At 51.8% G+C, this 22,597-nt stretch carries 3 protein-coding genes and 1 pseudogene; 2 read left to right on the top strand and 2 right to left on the bottom strand.

Features of this window, described 5'->3' with window-relative positions; genetic code table 11:
* Window positions 1-202 precede the first annotated feature (202 nt).
* A complete protein-coding gene (locus ABDW72_RS19070) occupies window positions 203-6,598 on the bottom strand; it encodes a T9SS type A sorting domain-containing protein (RefSeq protein WP_347160200.1) in 6,396 nt (2,131 codons plus the stop codon).
* 63 nt (window positions 6,599-6,661) lie between these two features.
* Window positions 6,662-7,177, bottom strand: a pseudogene (locus ABDW72_RS20405) (immunoglobulin domain-containing protein); the annotation flags it as partial.
* A 1,402-nt stretch (window positions 7,178-8,579) separates the two neighbouring features.
* Here ABDW72_RS20405 and ABDW72_RS19065 point away from each other — a divergent pair.
* Together ABDW72_RS19065 and ABDW72_RS19060 are read left to right on the top strand one after the other, a co-directional pair.
* A complete protein-coding gene (locus tag ABDW72_RS19065) occupies window positions 8,580-9,584 on the top strand; it encodes a PorP/SprF family type IX secretion system membrane protein (RefSeq protein WP_347160199.1) in 1,005 nt (334 codons plus the stop codon).
* A 463-nt stretch (window positions 9,585-10,047) separates the two neighbouring features.
* Window positions 10,048-22,452 (top strand): Ig-like domain-containing protein, encoded by a 12,405-nt coding sequence (locus tag ABDW72_RS19060; RefSeq protein ID WP_347160198.1) that lies wholly within the window; start codon window positions 10,048-10,050, stop codon window positions 22,450-22,452.
* Window positions 22,453-22,597 lie beyond the last annotated feature (145 nt).

Raw genomic sequence — 22,597 nt, 5'->3', positions numbered from 1 at the left:
GGCAATTTGTTGCAATGCCAGGACAGCTCTACTCTGCATGAAAGGCAAAGTATGCCACCTTGTAGCTAGTGTTCCCCATACTTTGCTGCCGACTATCAGCCGGGAAGTATAGGTTGGCGCATGTAGCCGGTTATTGGCAGAACGCAAAAAGCCCGGGCGAAACGCCCGGGCTTTTCAGCTTTAAACCCTAATTTAATTGTTGTTACTCTTTTAATAATTTGAAGTGAGCTATCTGACCGTCTAATTGGGTGGTGATGAAGTATACTCCTTTTGGTAAACCTGCTCCCAACATCAGTTTCTCCGACGTTACGCCCTTCTCCACATGCACTTTGCGCTGCAGCAACTGTTTGCCCACTGCGTTGTGCACCTGAATCAGCATCTCACCAGTATGCTCGGCAGCAATATCCAAGGTTACCTCTCCGAAGAATGGATTCGGATACACTTTGATATTATCCGCTACCTGATCGAAAGTTACCGCTTTCGGACCGAAATACTCAAAGGTGCCGTCGGTATCCAGCTGTTTCAGTCTGTAGTAACGGGTGCCATGCTTGCCATTTTCCTTGTCTGTGAATTCGTATTCCTGCTTCATGGTAGCATTGCCATTTCTGGTAGGCACAAAGGCGAGCTTACGGAACGTACGGCCATCTTCCGACACCTGCACTTCAAATCCGGCGTTGTTGATTTCCTGCGCTGTTGCCCAGTTCAGCACCACATTGTTGCCTTGCTTGCCTGCCTTCAGGTACATGATCTCTACAGGCAGGATTGAAACCCCAATGTTTGTTAGCCTGAACTGTGTGCAACTGTTACCGTTGTAAATCTCAGCTTTTATCTGAACATTCTGAGCAGGGGCAGTTTCAGTATAGGTGTTGCTTATTCCTGTCTGTACTGGGCTTCCCCACTCACCTTCACTTGTAACAGCAGAAGTTACTCTTCTGTACCACACATATGTAGGATTTAATCCGAGTTCGCCCGGTTTTATAGGAGCTACTTCTTCTGCAGTAACCTGCCACTCCGTATGAGCACTGTTCCAAGCAACTTTCAGCACCGGCTCTTCTCTTACCACTGGTGCCTTAAAGGTCAATGTAGTGGTAGCAGCCTCGCTACTGGTACATGCTCTGTCGTCTGCTACACGCACTTTATATTCACCCGGTACTGTAGTTGTGAAACTGGCTGTTGTTGGTACTGGACCTGTCCAGCCGGATGGCACTGTCCAGGTATAGGTAGTATAAGTACCTGATCCCCCGGCAGGTGTTGCCGTCACCGTTGCTGCTGAACCTGTACAACCTTCCGGACTGCTGGCTGTAACCGTAGGCAGTTGGTTAATCGTTACTGTTGCCGTACCTAACATATCTCTCGGACACTCTGCAGCAGTACCATTCGCGGCTATAGTTGTGGCTTTCACAGTATAAATACCTGCGGCAGTTTGATTAGGGAAGCTAAAGCTGTTTCCTGTTCCATTTTTAGTAGTGACAAGTATATTGTCTCTGTAAAGTTGGTAGTTTACACCATTTTGCGAGCCTGAAAGGCCAATTGATACTCCGGTGTTATCGCTAACACAGTAGCCTCCGCCGCCGTTCATCGCAAATTGCACTGGCAAAGGCGTTACACGCAACTGCGCTGTGCTAGAAGTAACTGTATTGGCACAAGCAGAGGTAGTGCTATTGTTGCTAACAACCACATAATAGCTGTTGTCATCTGCTACTACTACATTGGATATTTGCAGGCTGCCGTTGGCACTGTTAATAGCATACTTACCCGCCTGATTTGTGATCTGAGAGTGCGTACCATTTGGCGTTCCTTTATACCAGGCATATTGCAAGTTGGTACCAGTTGCCTGAACGGTGAACGTAGTGCTTGCCGTGCCTTCGCATACTGTATTAGAACTTAAGTTAGCTGTTATGGCAGCAGGCTGGTCAATCGTGATGCTGGTTCTATCACTCTCACTTGTCACCAAGCATTTAGAATTAAGTTCAGAATAAGTATCATAGTTGGTGTTAAAGTCTACAAAAACACGGTCTCCATTCTGGAATTTACTTTTTGGTTGAGTAGTACTAATTGTAGTACCACCAGAGTAGGTAAGCTGGCCTGTAAGTGCAATATTTTGTCCGTTGCGGCTAATGTACCACACATAAGTTAAATCGGAACTAGCCCATCCTCCAGGCAAATTACCAAGCTGAGCTGTCAGTGTAACACTTCCGGGATCATTGGCAACATAGCACCAGGGAGCAACTGTTGCCATCGTCATTGTATATCCATCCGGCTCGCTAAGGTACATTCTGTTAGCGAGTGTTTTAGTGAGCGGTGTGCAAAACACATTGGGTTTAGATGATACCTGCACTGAATACCAATCAGTTGACGACAAACCAGCCTCATTTACACTAGGCGCATTTTTCTTTAAGCCATTGGTAGGGTTACTGTTGTTTTTCGTCCAAGTGTAATCAAACTGAGTATTGGTGCCTGACTGTATATCAGACTGGTTTGCAATAACACCGCTTCCCATATTAACGATTGGCTGGTAGAACCGCCAAGCGTTGCTTCTTATTATACTTGGGATGCTATTCGGGTCTATACCTGCAGCAGCGAAATAATCAGGGTTTAAAGTTGGAATATCCCCATCACTAATCGGCTGATTACTATCATTAACTGGTTGGCCCAAGCTGTTTGTTTTGTATGGATAGACTACACCTGCTATGTCACGGTAAACATAAGCTGTATAATCTGTGTTCTGGCCTCGGCAGATTGGAAATGGACTAGCCTTCACAACTACAGTGTATTTGGACTCTTTAACGGTAATTGTTTTCTGAATTGAGTTGCTACAAGTGCCATTGGAGTAAGTATAGGTAATGGTGTACGTCCCTGGCCCTGCTGAACAAGGGTTAAAGGTGTTACCACTTAAACCTGTGCCGGTGGAAGAAGTAAACGTACCACCTGAAGGATTACCGACAAGTGCGATATTGTTACCTCCAGTATAAAGTACATCTCCATTATTCAAGCCGGTAAAGCTAACAGTTGGCAGCGGGTTGATAGTCACTGTCTTTGATACTGAGTTCGTACAGCCGCTGCTGTTGGTGTAGGAATAGATGATAGTGTGGTTTCCAGTTGCAAGGGTACCCGGATTAAAAGTAGTGGCCGCAACACCGTCAACCGTGAAACTACCGCCGCTCTGGTTACCCGCCAGCGTGATAACTGGCGCAGATGCACAATAAGCAGAAGCCGATGGTGCAGTAATACTTACAACAGGCAGAGGATTAACCGTCAATACAGTCGTGCTCGTAGCAGCAGGGCTACAGCCCGGGTTGGTATTGCTCGTTGCGGTTAGCCTGATGGTAACTGTACCGGTACCATTTACCGTTACGGTAGGTGTAAGCGTGTTCCCATTGGTTATAGTCGCAGTGGCTCCGTTAGTGCCACTCACGAATGCCCAGGTAGGAGTACCGTTAGTTACAGTGCCACTTAAGGCAAAAGTTGTTTTGTCAACTGCGCCTACGCACTGTGCGGCATAAGTGCCTGCTGTGGCAGTTGGCAGCGGGTTTACCGTAATAGAACTGGTAGCAGACACCGTACAGCCATTGGAGTTATAAGTATAGGTGATGGTATGCGTACCAACGCCTGCTGTAGCCGGGTTAAACTGCCCGTTGTTCACGCCCGTGCCGCTATACGTACCGCCTGCTGGCGAGCCTCCTGTAAGGGCAAATGATGTAGCGTTCACGCAGACATTGCTGAAGGCGGCCAGTGTTGCGGTTGGTTGAGCGGTAACTTTAATAATACTAGTGGCAGTGCTAATACATCCATTCGACTCATATTGGTAGGTAATAGTATGCGTACCTACACCCGCGGTAGCAGGATTAAACACCCCATTTGCTACACCAGTGCCGCTGTACGTACCGCCTGCTGGCGAGCCACCGGAAAGTGTCAACGCCGCAGCGTTCACGCATATATCAGCAAAGCTACCCAATGTAACTGTCGGAACAGCTTTTACTTGTATGGTTTGGGTTGCTGTGTTTGAGCAGGTATTGCCATTAGTGTAGGTATACACAATGGTGTGGTTTCCTACAGTATAGTTAGCAGGATTGAACTGCGTGACAGCAGTTCCATCTACTGTGTAGGTACCATTTGCAGGCGCACCACCGCTAAGTGAGAATGTGTCGCCGTTTTTACAAACCGGTGCAAAGGCTGCTAACGTTACTGTAGGCAATGGGTTTACAGTAACTGTGGTGGCAGCTGACGTTACTGCGCAGTCATTGCTGTTTTTTACCTGCACTGTATAACTTCCGCTTTGGTTCACGTCAATAGACTGCGTAGTTGCGCCAGTGCTCCAGAGCCAGGACGTACCTGTGCTTGCCGTTAACTTTACACTTCCGTTCTCACAGAAGGTAGTAGGCCCATTTGCTGTGATGGTTGCCACTGGCAGTGGCTTTACCGTAAGGGTTACGCTGCTGTTGGCTGGCGAACAGGTAGCCGCCGAGTTAGAGGCGGTCAGTGTTATAGAAGAGGAAATAGAAGTGGCAGAGGACCCAGAAACGCTAACGGTAACAGAAGATGTCGTTACACCCGTTCCAGAATTCACCACATCCTCCCTGTTACTGATTACAAAATTAGAGTTTGCCGATGCCCATGTAGCAGTACCTCCTGAGAAAGTGCCTGTTACTGTGAAAGTTGTTGCACCATTCTCGGCCCGGCACTGCGCCTGGTTACCAGAGGTAATACTGGCCACAGGCTGTGGCAACACAACTACTTGCACGGCTACCGATGTTTTCGTACACTGTTCTGTATTTTCGTCAGCTACCTCTGTGTTGCTTACCAAAACACGGTAATAGCCGGACGTGCTGGCGGTGTAGGATCTGGCTTCGCCATTTGCAGCGACAGGAGTATAATCTATGCCATTATCGCTCACCTCCCACTGATATACATAAGTCTGCCCCACAGGCGGCTTATTAGCATCAAATCTCACGGAGCCGCCTTGGCAGAAAGTGGTAGCGCCTGTCGTGACGATAGTCGCAACTTCCGGTACATCAGCCACCTTCACTGCAATTGTTTCTGAAGTTAGCGTACAGCCTGCATCCGTAGTAATCGTTACAGAATATCTTCCGGTGCCGTTATCTTTATTCACCCGTAACGTAGATTCATTACCGATAGAAGTATCGTTTCCTTCCTTAAACCAGGCATAGCTATATGTTGAATTACTTTTAGCAACCAAATCAACATAGTTGCCGCTGCAGAATTCTGTCGGGCCTGTCGGCGTGATGGTTACATCCGGGAGCGGGTTAACTGTTACAGTCACCTTTTTTTCCTCCGACTGGCAGCCGTTAGAAGTTCCGATCACGGTATAGGTAGTGGTTACCGCAGGCTTAGCAACTACGCTGGCACCCGTTGTGGCACTAAGGCCTGTACTCGGCGACCATATATAGGAATCAGCACCCTGAGCAGTTAATGTAGCACTTTCACCCGGGCATATTCCCAGGTTACTAGTTACTGTTACAGCAGGTAATGGCTTAACCGTAATGGTTTGAGAGGCGGAATTCTCACACTCGTTCGTGGCTTGGTACGTGTAGGTAATGGTATAAGTACCTGCGACGGCAGGGTTAAACTTCCCATTTGTTACTCCTTGACCAGAGTAAGTACCGCCTGCAGGCAAACCGCCCGTTAACGTGAAAGCTTCGGAACCGGCGCAAACATCCGCAAACGGACTTAGAGTTACTGTTGCCAGCGGGTTTACAACAATGGCCTGTGTTGCAAAACTTGAGCAGCCGTTTGCGTCGGTATAAGTATACTTGATATTGTGGGTGCCTACTCCCGCAACGGCAGGATCGAAGGAGCCATTTGTTACACCTTTGCCGCTATATACCCCTGTGCCTGTTGTTGGCACGGTGCCACCTACGCGGCCCCCTGTAAGCGCAAAAGCAGGTGCATTTACACACACTGGTGATTGCACCGTTAAAGTTACATCAGGGAGCGGGTTAACTGTGATGGATTTGGTCTGAGAACTGGAGCAACCATTCTCAAACACAGTATAGGTAATATCATATGTACCAGCACCTGTTTGAGAGGGATTAAAGATGCCGTTGGCAACACCTGTGCCGCTATAAGTGCCTCCAGCAGGTAAGCCCCCACTTAAAGTTACAGAACCATTGTCAACACATACAGAAGCGAAGTTTGCCAGCGTAACTGTTGGCGGATTAGTTACCGTAATGGTTTGCGAGGCAGAACTGCTACACTGATTGTTGTTGGTGTAAGTATAAGTTATAGTGTAGGTACCCGCCCCGCCTGCTGCTACCGGATTAAAAACGCCGTTCCCGTTTACACCAGGTCCGGAATACGTACCGCCTGCAGGTAAACCTCCTGATAAAGTTAAAACCGGCGCATTTACACAGATTGGATTAAAACTGTTCAGCGTCACCGTTGGCAGTGGGTTGATCGTCACTGTCACTGGCTTAATGTCAGAGCAGCCTGCTGCAGTTGTTCCTTTTATATAATAAGTACCGCTCGTTGCTACAGCAGAGGGGTTAGCCAGCGTTTTTGTTGCAGACGCATCGGTAAAATAACTATAGCTCAAGCCACTGGTGCTGCCATTTGTTACTGCCGTTGCTTGTAAATTCACTGTACCAGGTGAGCATACAGCAGCGGGGTTGGTGATAACAACCGACGGTAAAGGGCTAGCCGTAGCTGTTACAGCAGTTCTAGAGGTACTCTCGCAACCTGCAGCATTAACGGTGCTTACATAATAGGTTAAACTTGTTCCAGCAGTAATATTTGGTGTTGTAAATGTTGCAGTTGTTGTACTACTAGGTGTTCCGTTTGTAGCTACTGTATACCATCTATAGCTACCGCCGCTCGGCGCACCAGATGCTAATAAATTTACAGTACCATTTCCACAGCGGCTTACAGCAGGTGCAGTTGGTGCTGAAGGAATTGAATTTACATTGAGAAGTAGTACATTACTGAATGAAGGGTTATTACCACCATTATTAGTAAATCTCACCCTATAATATTTCCCATTATCCGATGCTGTTGGGGTGAAGGTGTAAGATAAATTTGTCTGTCCTGAAATATCATTATACGGCCCACTCTCAGAACTACTAACTTGCCACTGTCTCCTTACATCTTGTGAAGTAACAGAAAGTGTTATTGACTTACCTTCGCAAGCTTCTATTGTTGTACTTGTCTGCGCCGAAGCCATATTAGCCAGCAGCAATAGAAACAGCCACAGTAACCCTACTGTGGCATTAAGGTAAAGTCGGGTTTTAAAAGCGTGTGTAATCAGCTTTGTAAAATTTTTAGACATACAAATTAGGGATAAAGGGTTTGGGGTATTGGAGTTGGGTTCGTACTTATACTTTAGCTACATCAGGTATAATAAAAGCTACTCTGAGCTTCACAAAAGGGTGTAACAGGGTAACAATGCAGCGACCCAGCGCTCGTAAGAGAACTGGAATTACATTGTGAGTTGCCAAAGTTTGCACTTGGCAAAGGTTAATAAAGATTTATTGTAGCTTAACAAGGCTTACACGCAGCTCATCTTGCTTCCAAAGCTGATAGAATTTCAGGAGCTGCTGCTATTAAGTGTAATTATTTCTCGCTATATCTCAATGGTTATATATTTAGTTTAACAATTCATTGGATATGTACAGAAATAAATAAATTTCGTTACAGCCGATGACATATTTTTTACAAAATATTTTAAATAAATTTTTAACAGTAAAAAAAATACTTATAATCGTTATATATTATATCATAAATATTTACGTTTTAACAGTCTTAAGTACCTGATAAACAGCAGGATTAATTTTGCTTAGCGCAATACTAGTAAAGAATTGAAAAGCCTTTTCAGGTCAATCCTATAGGAGTATACTTTTGGAAAATTAAATTCAATTTGATGATTGTTTTGCCTTAAGACAGGGCGCGGCACCTTGGCAGCATAAGGAAGAGGATCTCAACAGGGAGTAGCCAATCGTCGGGAGATAGTAATAGCCAGCAACTGGTGCTAACAGCTAGCCAACGGAAGCCATAAGCTAATTCAAACAACCAAAGTAAGACTACGAACCCAGAAAGGTAGTACAGCCTTTCTCCTGTAAGCTAGTTCAACATAAACAAAGCAGCCCTGCTGCAGCTCTACATGTATTAAGTACTATTTACATAAATCACCTTCTCCCCTTATTTCATACCTGAAACTGCAAAATATCTCCTATAACGCTTTTTTAAACGCTTACTTATAGTATATTTGCTATACTTACAGGTAGTCAACATCTTTGTAAACTTCAAATTTGCAAATACCTATAATGAACATGATTTTAAAAAGACAAGGTAGAGCTAGCAGGCCGGGCAGTAGCAACAGGGCTATTGAGTAAGTATAAAAGCCGGCAGGCCTGAGCACCAGAAACACGTGCGTACTTCTACAAGCAGGAATAAGTACGGCTCCGGAGCTACCAGTCTGCCAGAACTGCAACAAACCTATAGAATAGTGATTCGGCACTACTACTGAACCAGAAGTTGGCAGTTCTGGTGCTGCTTAGGTAGTACCAAGTATAAGAACAGCAACCTGGCAGCTGGCTAGTAGCAAGAGGTGAACAAGCGAGAACAATATGAAAACAATTTTACTGATAGTTTTACTTTATGCAATAACTGTAGTGGTAGTGCTGGCGCAACAGCGGCCGCAATACACGCAGTATGTGCAAAACAACTACATCACCAATCCGGCAGTTGGCGGTATCGAAAGTTATACCGATTTACGGCTGGGGTACAGAATGCAGTGGACAGGACTGGAGGGCGCCCCTACCAGCTTCTATGCTTCTTTGCAGGGCTCTATTGGTTATAACGAGCCCAACTCGTCGAAAGGAGTTAGCGCCCGCGGCGGCTTTTCGAAGCGCAGCACGTACAAGCATGCCATTCCGCACCACGGGGTAGGCATGGTGGCTATGGTAGACAAAGCGGGCCTGCTGCGCACCTCCACCGTTAACCTGAGCTATGCGTACCACCAGCCTCTGAACCGTTACCTGACGCTGGCAAGTGGCATCTCCAGTGGTATTACCCAGTTTACTGTGAACACCCAGCATGCCATCGCTTTCGACCCGAACGACCCGTACTTGTCAGGGGCGGTGCAAAATGCAACCAAGGCAGATCTAGGTATTGGGTTCTGGCTGTATAGTCCGGATTTCTTTCTGGGTGTTTCGGGAGGACAGTTATTGCGCAACAGCAACGACCTGGAACAGGGCGGCACGATCAGTCAGCCGCACATGCGCCAACAGCCACACTTTTACGGCACCGCTGGCTGGCGCCTGCAGCCCAGCCAGGACTTGTCGATCATACCCTCTGTCATGGTTAAAGCGACCGAGTCGGCAGCGCCAGCGATTGATGTTAATCTGCGCATGCTGTATGCCCAGCGCGTATGGGGTGGCGTGTCGTACCGCAAAGGCGACGCGATGGCTCTGATGGCAGGCGTTAACATGAATGCGCTCCTGGATATCAGCTATGCATATGATGTTACCACCTCCAGCTTAAACCAGGTAAGCGCAGGCAGCCATGAAATAGTGTTAGGCCTTAAACTAAACAACAGCCGCAAAGTGATTTGTCCTACCTGGGTCTGGTAAATAAAATAAACTTGATCTATCCCTTACGAAAGCCTGAGCCAGTCTCGGGCTTTTTTTTGCCCTTCAGCAACATATTCTTCCTCGTGCATTATTATACTTTCCCACCCTATTAGCCTCTCCCCTTTTCCAAAATACATTTAATCTGTGCTACGCTAAACAAGTAAGTTTATATTTTAAAACTATTCAGCAACCCTACAACTGTTAAAAAAACTGTGACACCCACCTTTAAATTATCCTTATTTATAGCTTTTAAAATGTGCATTTTATGTATAATTGCTTTATATATGACAAACTCTATCAAAATATGAAACAATTTAATTATACCTTTCACAAGTACTACATGGAACGCAATAAACAAAATACCTTATACAAATAATCCTAATTAATTTTTAAACATTAGTTTGCTACTGGAATTGCACTTACTGCATTATACCAGGATTTAAAAGAAGTATAATATCTTTGTATGAAACAAATTTTACCGTTACTCCTCGCCTTCTTTCTTATCAGCTTTTGTCCGGAGCAGGTACTGGCGCAAGGGTGTCAGGTTCCCTCCGTTTCACTGCCTGGAAGCCAGGTTTACTGTGGGCCTGTAACTATTGCTTTCAACAACACAAGTGCTGCCCACAAGCCCACTTACTCCGGAACCATTGCCACATATAGGTGGACAATTGATGGTGTGGTGAGCGCATCTGTTGATTACCCGAGCTTCAGTTTTCAGGAAGGCCATACTTACCAGGTAAGTATAACTGTAAGCAGCAGTTGCGGGTCGGCCACGGCTACACAGGCCATTACGGTAGATGCCCGCCCGAGCGCGCCGGTTGTTGAAAATGGGGGTATGTGTACCGGTATGCAAGGCACCCTTTGGGTCACAAGTCCTAATCCGGACTATCTCTATAAGTGGTATAATGTACCCTCTGGGGGCACACCGCTGGTCTGGGGCACTACGTACACAACCAGCACACCCGGAAACTATTATATTGAAGCGACTACCCGCTCTGGCTGCACCAGCGCTACCCGTACCATGGCCTCCCTCACCTCCTCTTCGTCTACAGGTAATGGCGGCGGCATTAGTACCAACAGCCAGCAGGTCTGCAGTGGGGAAACTCCGGGCACCATCTCCGGCAATGCTCCGAACTCAAGTTTTATGAGGTATCAGTGGTTCCAAAGCACCACCGGATTCGATAGCGACTTTTTCCCCATTGCCTCTGCCCGGAACAGGGACTATACGCCTTCTCCTTTATCGCAAACTACATGGTTTAAAAGAGTATCCTACAACAACTTCTGCGGGGAAGAATCCAATGTGCTCAAAATAACGGTTATACCGCGCCCTGTGCTCCCCATAGTAGAGGACGTGATCGTTTGCTACGGGACGCAGGCAACTTTCAGAGTCGCCAACGCCGATCAGAGTACGGTTTACAAGTGGTATGCCACTGCCGGCAGTGCCACTGCTATCGGCACCGGACCCTCGTTTACCACACCACAGGCACTTACAGCTACAACCAGCTTTTTTGCAGAAGCCTCCTCTACAGCCAACAGCGCCTGCTCCAGCACCACAGCCCGCGTAGAAGCCAGGGCTACCGTTACCGCTCCTATTACCGGCAATACAGTCAGCTCCGATCAGTCTTTGTGCAGCGGCGGTACTCCTGCCCCGTTAACAGGAACGATACCGCAAGGTGGTGGCGGCACCTATACTTACCAGTGGCAACGCAGCGAGAACGGTTCTGATTATACAGATATCCCAGGCGCTAATGCCCAGGGCTTTGCTCCCGGCACACTCTCCATCACTACCTGGTACCGTCGCAAGGTCAGTTCTACCAGTTCGTGTCCGCAGTCTACCAGTAATGCCGTGCGCATTAGTGTGGCACCGCTGCCCGTTTCTATCAACATTACAGATCCGGTGGCCTGTGCCGGCTCTGGCACGACCATTATCATCTCCAATGCCGACCCGGCGACTTATACTTACCGCTGGTATGACACCGCCTCCGGTGGCAGCATACTTGGCACAGGCAGCACTTTTCCCACCGGAGCGCTTACATCTGATAAAACTTATTATGTGGAGGCAACAACCGCTGCAGGCTGTATTTCTACCCGCCGGCCTGTAACCGTTACGGTAACCACGCCTCCGGCTGCACCTTTGGCCAGCGGAGCAACCGTTTGTTCCGGCAGCAGCGCCACGCTGTCCGTTAATCCTACCAATGCCACTCTTTTTTACAGGTGGTATAACAGCAGTGGCACCTTACTCGCGACCGGCACCAGCTATTCCACAGGGCCATTGGCAGCGGACGCTACTTTTTACGTGGAAGCAGTTACCAACGCCTCGCCAGGCTGTACGAGCCCCAAAACGGCTGTAGTTGTAACAGTGCTACAGCCGATCAATAACAACACCATTACAGGCAATCAGATGCTGTGCCGCGGCGAAATACCTGCTTCAATACAAGGCAGTACACCGGAAGGTGGCGGAGGGGGCTATACATACCAGTGGCAGTACAGCGAGGACGGTACATTGTTCACCAACATCCCGGGAGCCACCAGCCGCAACTACTCGCCGGCAGCGCCAAGCGCCACTACCTGGTTCCGCCGGATGGCGGGCACTACAGCGGGCACCTGCGCTGCAGTAGTTAGCAACCTGGTGACTGTAACGGTAAACCCGCTGCCGGTAGTACCGGCCATACCTGGCAAAACGATCTGTACCGGCTCAGAAGCCACCCTGCAGATTCCTTCGCCAAATGACGACCTTCGCTACAACTGGTATACTGCAGCAACGGGCGGAACAGCTGTTTCCCTGGATGCCAGCAGCCTGACAACAGAAGTACTCACCTCCAGCAAAACCTATTATGTAGAGGCTGTTACCGCTTTTGGCTGTGTGAGCACCCCTCGCCGGCCGGTTACAGTTACAGTGGCTCCCCTTCCTGCGGTGCCTGTTTCGGATAATGTAACGGTTTGCAGCGGCACCAAAGCCACCCTCTCTGTACTGGCTCCGGACCCGAGCCTGGCTTACCAGTGGTATGATGCTGCCCAGGGAGGCAGCCTGCTTGCCTCAGGCAACAGCTTCATGACACCAGACGCGCTCTCGGCCAGCACCACCTATTTCGTGCAGGCTGTAAATGAAGCAGGTTGTGCCAGCGCCACCCGAAAAGCAGTTGCTGTAACGGTAACCGATTTACCAGCTATACCTGAGGTAGCAGGTGCTACGATCTGCGCGGACAATGGAACGACACTGTATATCAGTAATCCGAACGCCGCCTTCACGTACCGCTGGTACCGCGACGGTGCCTTGCTGCAAACCGGCACCTCACTACAAACTGGCAATCTTACCTCCAGCACCATGTATGAAGTAGATGCGGTTACCAGCAACTCATCTGCCTGTGCCAGTCCCGGCCGCCGCGCAGTGACGGTAAACGTTATTCCGCCCATTCTCAATAACAGCATCACCGCCAGCCAGGCCATCTGCAGCGGCAGCACACCAGCACCCCTCACCGGCACCACAGCTACCGGCGGCAGCGGCATACTTGCTTACCAGTGGGAGAAAAGCGATAACGGTACTATTTTTACTGCTATCAGCGGAGCTACGGCGCCAGGCTACAGCCCGGACGTGCTCACAACAACAACCTGGTACAGGAGGCGCGTAAACGGCAACAATACCTGCGCTACAAGTTACAGCAACACAGTACAGGTAATGATAAATGCATTGCCAGCCACTCCGATAGCCGATAATCAAACTATCTGCACCGGGGCAACGGCAACCCTGCAGGTAAGTGCTCCAGCAGCCGGAACTACTTATAAATGGTACACTGCAGCTACGGCAGGCAATATCCTAAGCACCGAACCTACCTTTACGACTGATGCGCTGGATGCCACCACAACGTTTTACGTGGAAGCCACCAACGCCAGCGGCTGTATCAGCCCACGCCGGGCGGTAACGGTAGTGGTACGGGTATTACCGGAAGCGCCCGTGGCAGCGGATAAAACAGTCTGCTACGGACAAAGTGCCATCTTAACGGTTGCCTCGCCTGCTACCGGGCTCACTTATAAGTGGTATGATGCCAATGGGCAGCTGCTTTCCAGCCAGTCGTCGCTGACAGTAGCCAATGCACAAGCCACCACTTTATACTACCTGGAGGCAACGTATACATCCACCCCTACTTGTTCGAGCCCGCGCAGCGCTGTTACTTTGACTGTTACTCCGCTCCCTGGCCTGCCAACAGTAGACGATATAACGCTTTGCGCCGGCACCAGCGGCCTGCTACAGGTACAGAATCCTGATGCCGGCTTCACCTACAAATGGTATACTTCGGCCACAGGCTCAACCGCCACCCGGACAGGCACAAGCTTTCCGACGCCTGTGCTTACATCGGGAAAAACCTACTATGTGGAGGCCGTGACAGCCGGTGGCTGTGCCAGTAGCAGAAAGCCGGTGCAGGTAAATGTTACGCCATTGCCTGAAACACCGCTTGCTGCCAACGCCACCATTTGCGTCGGACAAACCGTAGAACTTGCCGTAACAAATGCCAGTGCTGCGCTTACATATAACTGGTACGCCTCCAGCAGCGCCACTACGCCATTAGCCACCGGCGAAATATTCCCGACCGGGGCATTGCAGGCCACTACCACTTATTACCTGGAAGCAATGACCGGCACAGGCTGCGCCAGCGCTTCACGCCAAGCAGTTAATGTTACGGTTACAGCACTGCCAGCGGAGCCGGTAGCAGAAAACAAAACAACCTGTGCCGGCGGCTTTGCCATTCTCTCTGTGCAGAATCCGGATGCTTCCCTCAAGTATAAATGGTATGATGAAGCAGGTACACAAGTTGGCACCAACATCTTCTACAATACCGGCCCTTTAACTGAAAACACCACCTACTACCTGGAAGCTGTGACGGATAACAGCACCGCCTGTACCAGTGCAACGCGCAAAGCCGTAACGGTAACGGTTACACCTGTTATCACCAACAACACCATCACTGCGAGCCAGACCATTTGCAGTGGCAGTGCGCCTGCTACCCTGCAAGGTTCCGTACCCAGCGGCGGCGGCACAGACTATGTTTACCAATGGGAACAAAGTGTAGATGGCAGCAGCTATACAAGTATAACGGGTGCTACAAACCGCAACTATAATCCGGGTACCCTCACCACTACTACCTGGTTCCGACGAAAAGTAAGCGCCACCGGTCCTTGCGGGCCTAGCTACAGTACAGCCGTTCAGATCACCACAGCGGCCCCGCCGGCTACGCCATTTGCCAGCACCGCGACCATATGTGCGGGTACTACAGCTACACTAGCCATACGCGACATCACTCCCGGTTATACTTACCGCTGGTATGCGGCGGCCACAGGCGGCACCATTCTGGACATAAAAGACACCTTTGAAACGCCTGAGCTCAGCACTACCACCACGTATTATGTGGAAGCCGTGAACAGCACCAACTGCGTGAGTGCCCGCAGAGCCGTTACCGTCTATGTAACGCCTTTGCCAGAGCTGCCTCAGGTACCAGACAAGTTGGTTTGCCAGGGACAGAAAGCCACGTTAACAGTTGCCGCCTCTGCGCAGAACCTGGTGTATACCTGGTATGATAATACCGGAACACAAGTGGGCACCGGCACTTCCTTTACCACACCCGATCCGCTCAGCGCCAGCACTACTTTTTATGTAGAAGCCTCCACCACCACAACTCCGGCCTGTGTGAGCGGCCGCCGGGCTGTAGCTGTAACCGTTACCACCACCCCGGAGATGCCTGTTGCCAACAGTGTAACCATCTGCTCCGGCAGCACGGCGCACCTTGAGGTCAACATCATCGACCCGGCCATCACGTACAAGTGGTACACAACTCCGACTGGTGGCACCGCGATAGAAGAGAGCCCGGCCCTGACCACCAGCGCCCTTACCTCAGGCAGAACCTACTATGTAGAGGCTGTGAATAGGGGCGGCTGCACCAGTGCCCGCACCGCTGTAGTTGTAGAAGTGGTTCCCCTGCCAGCCACACCGGCAGCAGCCAATGTGGCTGTTTGCGCTGGTGCTACTGCCAGCCTTAGCGTCAGCAATGCCGCAGACAACTTAGTGTATAACTGGTATGATGCGGCCGTTGATGGCAACCTGCTGGCTTCCGGCACTACGTATACAACCCCTGCCCTGCAGGCCAGCACCACCTACTACCTGGCGGCAGCTACCCAGAACGGTTGCGCCAGTACTGCCCGTAGCGCGGTCAGAGTTACGGTTACGCCGCTACCTGCGATGCCACAGGCCAATGACGAAACCGTTTGCGGCGGCACCGTTACCTTGTGGGTAGCCAACCCAAGCAGCGGCCTCCTCTACAGGTGGTACGATCAGGCTGGCGCATACCTTGCGACCGGCACCTCTTACACAACGCCTGCCCTGGAAGTAAGTACTGCTTATGCGGTAGAGGCCGTAACGAACACATCCACCTCCTGCGCCAGTGCACAGCGGAAAACGATTTATGTCAATGTTGTAGCGCCGATTACCAACAACAGCATCAGCGATGCGCAAACGATCTGTACCGGCGCTGTTCCTGACCCGTTCACCGGCCTAACGCCGGATGGGGGAAGTGGCACTTATACTTACCAGTGGGAGCGCAGCACGGACGGCATTAACTTCACCAGCATTAGCGGCGCCACCAGCCAGAACTATACGCCGGATGTGGCCCTAACCGCCAATACCTGGTACCGCCGGAAAGTAACGGCCACTGGCAGCCCCTGCGCCACCAGTAACAGCAACAGCATCTTAGTAACTATAACGCTTCCACCTGCTACACCAGCTGTGGCGGGCGCTACCATCTGCGCCGGCACAACTGCCATTCTGCAGGTAAGTAACGCCAGCAGCACGCTAACTTACCGCTGGTTCGCTGCAGCTACCGGAGGGAGTCCGCTCCGTTCAGAACCTACATTTGAAACACCTGAACTCAGCGCCACCACCACGTTTTATGTAGAAGCGATGAACAGCACCGGCTGCATCAGTCCCCGCAGAGCCGTTACCGTAAGCGTACGGCAGCTACCTGCTACGCCGGCTGTTGCAAACAAAGCTATCTGCGCAGGCCAGACCACCACCCTGGCGGTGACAGCACCTGAAACAGGCGTTAACTACAAGTGGTATTCAACAGATGGAACCTTGGTTTACACCGGCGTGTCTTTCCCTACTCCGGTGTTACAGCAGACGATGGTTTATGTTGTGGAAGCATCCTACGTTGCCACGCCGCAGTGTACTGCCGGTGCCCGCACCACGGTAACGGTAGAGGTAGCCCCGCTGCCGCAGTTGCCCATTGCGGCCAACACAGCTACTTGCTCAGGCAGCACGGCCATACTTGCGGTGCAGGTTGTAGACCCGAATCTAACATATAGGTGGTATACAGCACCTGCCGGCGGAACAGCTATCGCGACCAGCAGCACGTACACCACCCCTGTCCTTACCTCCGACAAATCATACTACGTAGAGGCTGTAACGGCAGCAGGCTGTGCCAGTGCCAGAACGGAAGTGGCTGTAGCGGTAACACCGTTGCCAGCAGCTCCGCTGGCTGCTAACGCCGCTATCTGCGCCGGGCAGCCGGCCACTTTGGCTGTAACAAACCCGGATGCGGAACTCTCCTATGCCTGGTATGATGCCGCAGCCGAAGGCTCCCTGTTAGCCACCGGCGACACGTACACAACTCCTACTTTAACAGCCAATGCTACCTATTTTGTGGAGGCCGTAACAGCAACGGGTTGCAGCAGCCCCAGCCGTAGAACTGTAACTATAACTATAACCCCACTCCCTGCCATACCGGAGGCGAACAACGTGACCATCTGTGCCGGCAGCAGCACTACCTTGTGGGTGAGCAACCAGGAGCCGAACGTGGTATACAACTGGTACCTGGGCGGAGCACTGGCAGGTACGGGCGTATCGTTTACAACCGGCAACCTCAACACCAGCACTACCTACAGCCTGGAGGCCGTTACCAATACCAGCACCACCTGCAGCAGTCCTGCCCGCAGCACTGTAGTGGTAACTGTTACGCCTGCTATCTCGAACAACTTTATCAACGCCAACCAGACCATCTGCAGCGGCAGCACTCCGGCAACACTCACCGGGTCACTGCCGAACGGCGGTGGCGGCAACTATAGTTACCAGTGGGAACGCAGCGAAGATGGGGTGAATTTTACAAGTATAGCGGGTGTCACAACCTCAGACTATACACCGAATGCACTTAATATTACCACTTGGTTCCGACGTAAAGTAAGCGCGGTTGGTGCCTGTGCTGCCCAGGTAAGCAACGTGGCGCAGATTACGATCACACCGGTACCGGCTACTCCGGCAGCAGACAATGCCACCGTGTGTGAGGGCTCCACCGCCACCCTGCGTATTCAGGATGTGAACACGACGTATACCTACCGCTGGTATACTACGCCTGTCGGAGGAAGCGCCATGCTGGCTGGTACCTCTTTCACCACAGCTCCGCTGGAAAGCACCACTACCTATTATGTGGAGGCCGTGAATGCCAATGGCTGCATCAGCCCCCGCAGAACAGTTACAGCTACCGTTTTGCCACTACCGGAGGCGCCGCTAACTTCCGACCAGAACATCTGCGCCGGCGAGCAGGCAACATTAGCAGTCAACAACCAGGAAGCCGGCCTAACCTATAGCTGGTACGACGGTAACGGCACACTGCTCGCCACCGGCACAACGTACGTTACCAACCCGATCAGCAGCAACACAATATTTTATGTAGCGGCAACCACGGCTACTACACCTGGCTGTATGAGCAGCCGCACGGCTGTAGTGGTGAACATTGCTACACGACCGGCCGTTCCGGTGGTAGCTAATGCCAGCGTATGTGCCGGCAGCGCTGCTGAACTAACGGTAAGCGGCGTTATTCCTGGCCTGACATACAGGTGGTTTACCGTAGCAACAGGCGGCATGCCAGTGCATACAGGCACTGCTTATACTACCAGCGTTCTCACCTCTGCCAGAACATACTATGTAGAGGCAGCTACCGCCTCGGGTTGCACCAGCACTACACGCCGTTCCGTGACTGTCAGTGTAATTCAGCCACCAGCCGCACCAGTAGCTGCGGATCGCACCATCTGTGCCGGCCAACCGGTAACGCTGGCGGTTGCCAACCCCAACGATGCCCTGCTCTACCGCTGGTATGCCGAAAACGGCGCATCCCTGGCAACAGGAAACACCTATACTACTACGCCGGCGGCCAGCACAACCTTTTTTGTGGAAGCTGTTACCAAAACCTCGCCCGGCTGCGCCAGTCCGCGGGAGACAGTTAATGTGACCGTAACGCCGCTGCCCGCCTCGCCGGCAGTAGCCGATGCCAGCATCTGCGCCGGCTCCACGGCCATTCTCTGGATCACGAATACCCTGCCATCTGTTACTTATAAGTGGTATGATGAAAATGAGGAGCTTAAAGGCACCGGCACCTCGTTCACTACGCCAGTCCTAAATGCCAGCACCACGTATTTTGTGGCTGCCGAAACAGCCGGCGGCTGTGCAAGTGCGAGCCGTAAAACGGTAACCGTAACGGTAACACAGCCCCTCGCCAACAATGTGGTGCGCAACGACCAAACCATCTGCAGTGGCAGCACGCCGGCCGGCCTTACCGGTACACAACCTCTCGGCGGCACAGGCACCACCATATTCCAGTGGGAAAGCAGCGAAGATGGTGTTAGCTTCAGAAGTATAACCGGCGCCACAGCCAGAGACTACAGCCCGGGGCAGCTCACCGCAACCACCTGGTTCCGAAGAAAAGTAACGGCCGGTACGGTCTGTGCGACCAGCACCAGCCCTACCGTTGTGGTAACCGTAGTGCCACTGCCCACCAGGCCTGTTGTGCAGGATCTAACCGTTTGTGCCGGCGGAAATGCCACACTCGCTATCAGTTCGGCGGCACCGGCGCCAAGCGGCGAAATGACCTACCGCTGGTACACCACAGCTACGGGTGGCAGCAGCATTTTTACTGGATCATCACTCCCACTTACAGCAGTACAAGCCACTACTACTTACTTTGTGGAAGCCGTGAATGCCAGTGGCTGCACCAGCGCCCGCAGCGCAGCTACCGTACACGTGTTGTCGCTGCCTGGCGCTCCGGTAGCCGCAGATAAAGCCATCTGTGCCGGAGAGTCTGTTACTTTGTCGGTTACTTCGCCCGATTCAGGGCTGGAGTATAACTGGTATGATGGCAACAATGTATTACAGAAAACAGCCTCTTCGTTCACCACACCGGCACTGGACCGCACTACCAACTACTATGTAGAGGCCAGCACCACTACGCCGGAAAGCTGCAGAAGCACCCGGACTACTGTAACCGTGCGGGTAACACAGCAGCCTACTGCTCCTACAGCAAGTAATGCTACTATTTGCTCCGGGGAGAAAGCGACACTGGCGGTGCGAAACTCCGATGCTTCGCTAAAATATGCCTGGTATACCTTAGCTACCGGCGGCACCGCACTTACAACAGGCACCTCATATACGACTACCAACCTGACCTCGGGCAGAATTTATTATGTGGAGGCGAGCACGGCCACCGGCTGCACCAGCGCCCGCACTGCCGTTACCGTAAACGTAACACCGCTGCCTGCATTGCCGCAGGTAAACAACCAGGTAGTTTGCGCCGGCGAAACAGCCACTCTGGTAGTTCAAAACCCGGATAATACCCTGAGCTACCGTTGGTATGATGCCCCTGTGGGGGATGGCCTGCTGGCTACCGGCAATACCTTCGCTTTACCAAGTATGGCGCAAAGCAGAACCGTTTACGTAGCGGCTGTAACTGGCAGCGGTTGCGTGAGTGCTTCGCGCAGGGCAGTGGTTGTAACAGTAATGCCGCTGCCTTTGGCTCCTGCGGCAGACGATGCCCGCATCTGCTCCGGCGAAAACGTGACGCTATGGGTGAAGAACCCCGCCCCAGGCCTGCAGTATACCTGGTACAGCGATGAGGCGCGGGTAAACCAGGTTGGCTCCGGCATCTCTTATACTTCGGGTACCCTTACAGCAAACAAGAGCTTCTTTATCGAGGCAAAAAATGGTTTTGGCTGCACCAGCACAGCACTGAAGCAGGTAGATGTATCGGTTATAAGCAAACCGGGGGCACCTGTGGTAAATGCTGTAACGGTCTGCGTCGGCAGCAGCGCCACTTTAGCAGTGAGTACGCCGTCGGCAGATGCCGTGTACACCTGGTATGACCAGAACGGTACGCTGCTGCATACCGGCACTACCCTTACCACGGAGCCGCTGCTGGCGAATGCTACTTTCAACGTAACGGCATCTGCCGCCAGCCGCCAGGCCTGCGCCAGCGCTTCTACTACCGTGCAGGTAACGGTGGCACCGGCGATCACAGAAAACGAGATCAGCACGGAGCAGACTATCTGCTACAATAGTGCGCCGGCCAAACTCACGGGCACCTTCCCGGCAGGCGGCGGCAATACCCTGCTGTACCAGTGGGAACGCAGCACAGATGGCATTAACTTCGCACCGATCGCTGGCGGCAACGCGCAGGACTATGCCCCAGGCAGCCTCACCACCACCACCTGGTTCCGCCGCAAAGTGAAAACGGCAGGTCCTTGTCCGGAAAGCATCAGCAACATGGTACAAGTGATTGTGTCGCCACTGCCAAATGTGCCACTGGCGGATAACACGGGTACCTGCGCCGGCAGCAACGCCGTGCTTACGGTAAAGAACGCCCTCTCCGGCATCACCTATAACTGGTATGATGCTGCCAGAGGGGGTACGTTCCTGGGCAGTGGCATTTCGTATACCACCGAAGCCCTCACCCGCAGCACAACCTTTTATGTAGAGGCGAGCAATACCAGCGGCTGCACCAGCACCTCGCGGCGGGCCGTGCTCGTAACGGTCACATCGGCCATCGGTAATAATGTGGTGCAGGAGGTGAAGCCGATCTGCTACGGTGAAATACCCGGCCGCTTCACGGGCACCCAGCCGACGGGCACCAATGGCAGCTATACATACCAGTGGCAGCGCAGTGAGATCGGCGTGAAGTTCCAGGACATTCCGGGAGCCACGGCGCAGCACTATACGCCAACCGAAGCTTATACCAAAACCACCTGGTTCCGCCGGAAAGTAGTAGCGACCGGTCCGTGTCCGGAAAGCTACAGCAACCTGGTAAAACTGGAAGTGGTGCCGCTACCGGCTATACCAACCAGCACTTCTGCAGAAGTATGTCCCGGAAGTGCTGCCACCCTTACAGCCGCCGCCGCTACCGGCGAGGCGCTGGAATGGTACGATGCACCGGAAGGCGGCAACCTGCTGCATGTGGGCACCACCTATACTACGCCAGCGCTTACAACCTCTACCTCCTACTTTGTGCAGGCTGTGAACAGCACACAGTGCACCAGCTCCGGCCGGCGCGAGGTTAAGGCGACGGTTGTGGTGCCGGTGGCAAAGGTAAGCGGCGATGTAGCCATACTTTATGGCAAAGCCGTAAAGCTTACAGCCGAAGGAGGTGTTGCCTACCAGTGGTCGCCGGCCGAAGGATTATCTGATGCCAGCAGCGCCAGCCCGATGGCCAATCCGAAGGAGACCACCACCTACACTGTTACTGTTACCACGGCGGGCGGCTGTGTAGCAACCAACCAGGTAACCGTGACGGTATCGCCGAAGCTGCAACCTGCCAACGTGCTCACGCCGAATGGTGACGGGTTTAATGATGTGTTCCAGATCAAACACATTGAGGCGTACGAGGACTGTTCAGTGCAGATCTTCAGCCGCTGGGGCGAGCTGGTGTTTGAATCGCGCGGCTATACGACGCCGTGGGATGGTACGAAAAAAGGACAGCCGCTGCCAGTAGGTGCCTATTATTACATCATCCACCTCACTCCTAACGAAACACCGATCTCCGGAAGCGTTACGCTGCTGAAATAACTCCCTCGTTGGGGACTTGCTTCTAAAGGGGCGCTGCACAAGCAGCGCCCCTTTTTTATGCTGCTTCACATATTGGCACTACTGCCGTCCTACGTATAACTCTTTGGCAGCGCATAGGGTAAGAACGTATAAACCTTTACCTTTG

Origin of the sequence: Pontibacter chitinilyticus (assembly GCF_039748935.1) — a bacterium.
In the GTDB taxonomy this organism is placed as follows: Bacteria; Bacteroidota; Bacteroidia; order Cytophagales; family Hymenobacteraceae; genus Pontibacter; species Pontibacter chitinilyticus.
The sequence above is the reverse complement of the archived record's forward strand: the minus strand, read 5'-3'. Positions and strand labels throughout refer to the sequence as shown.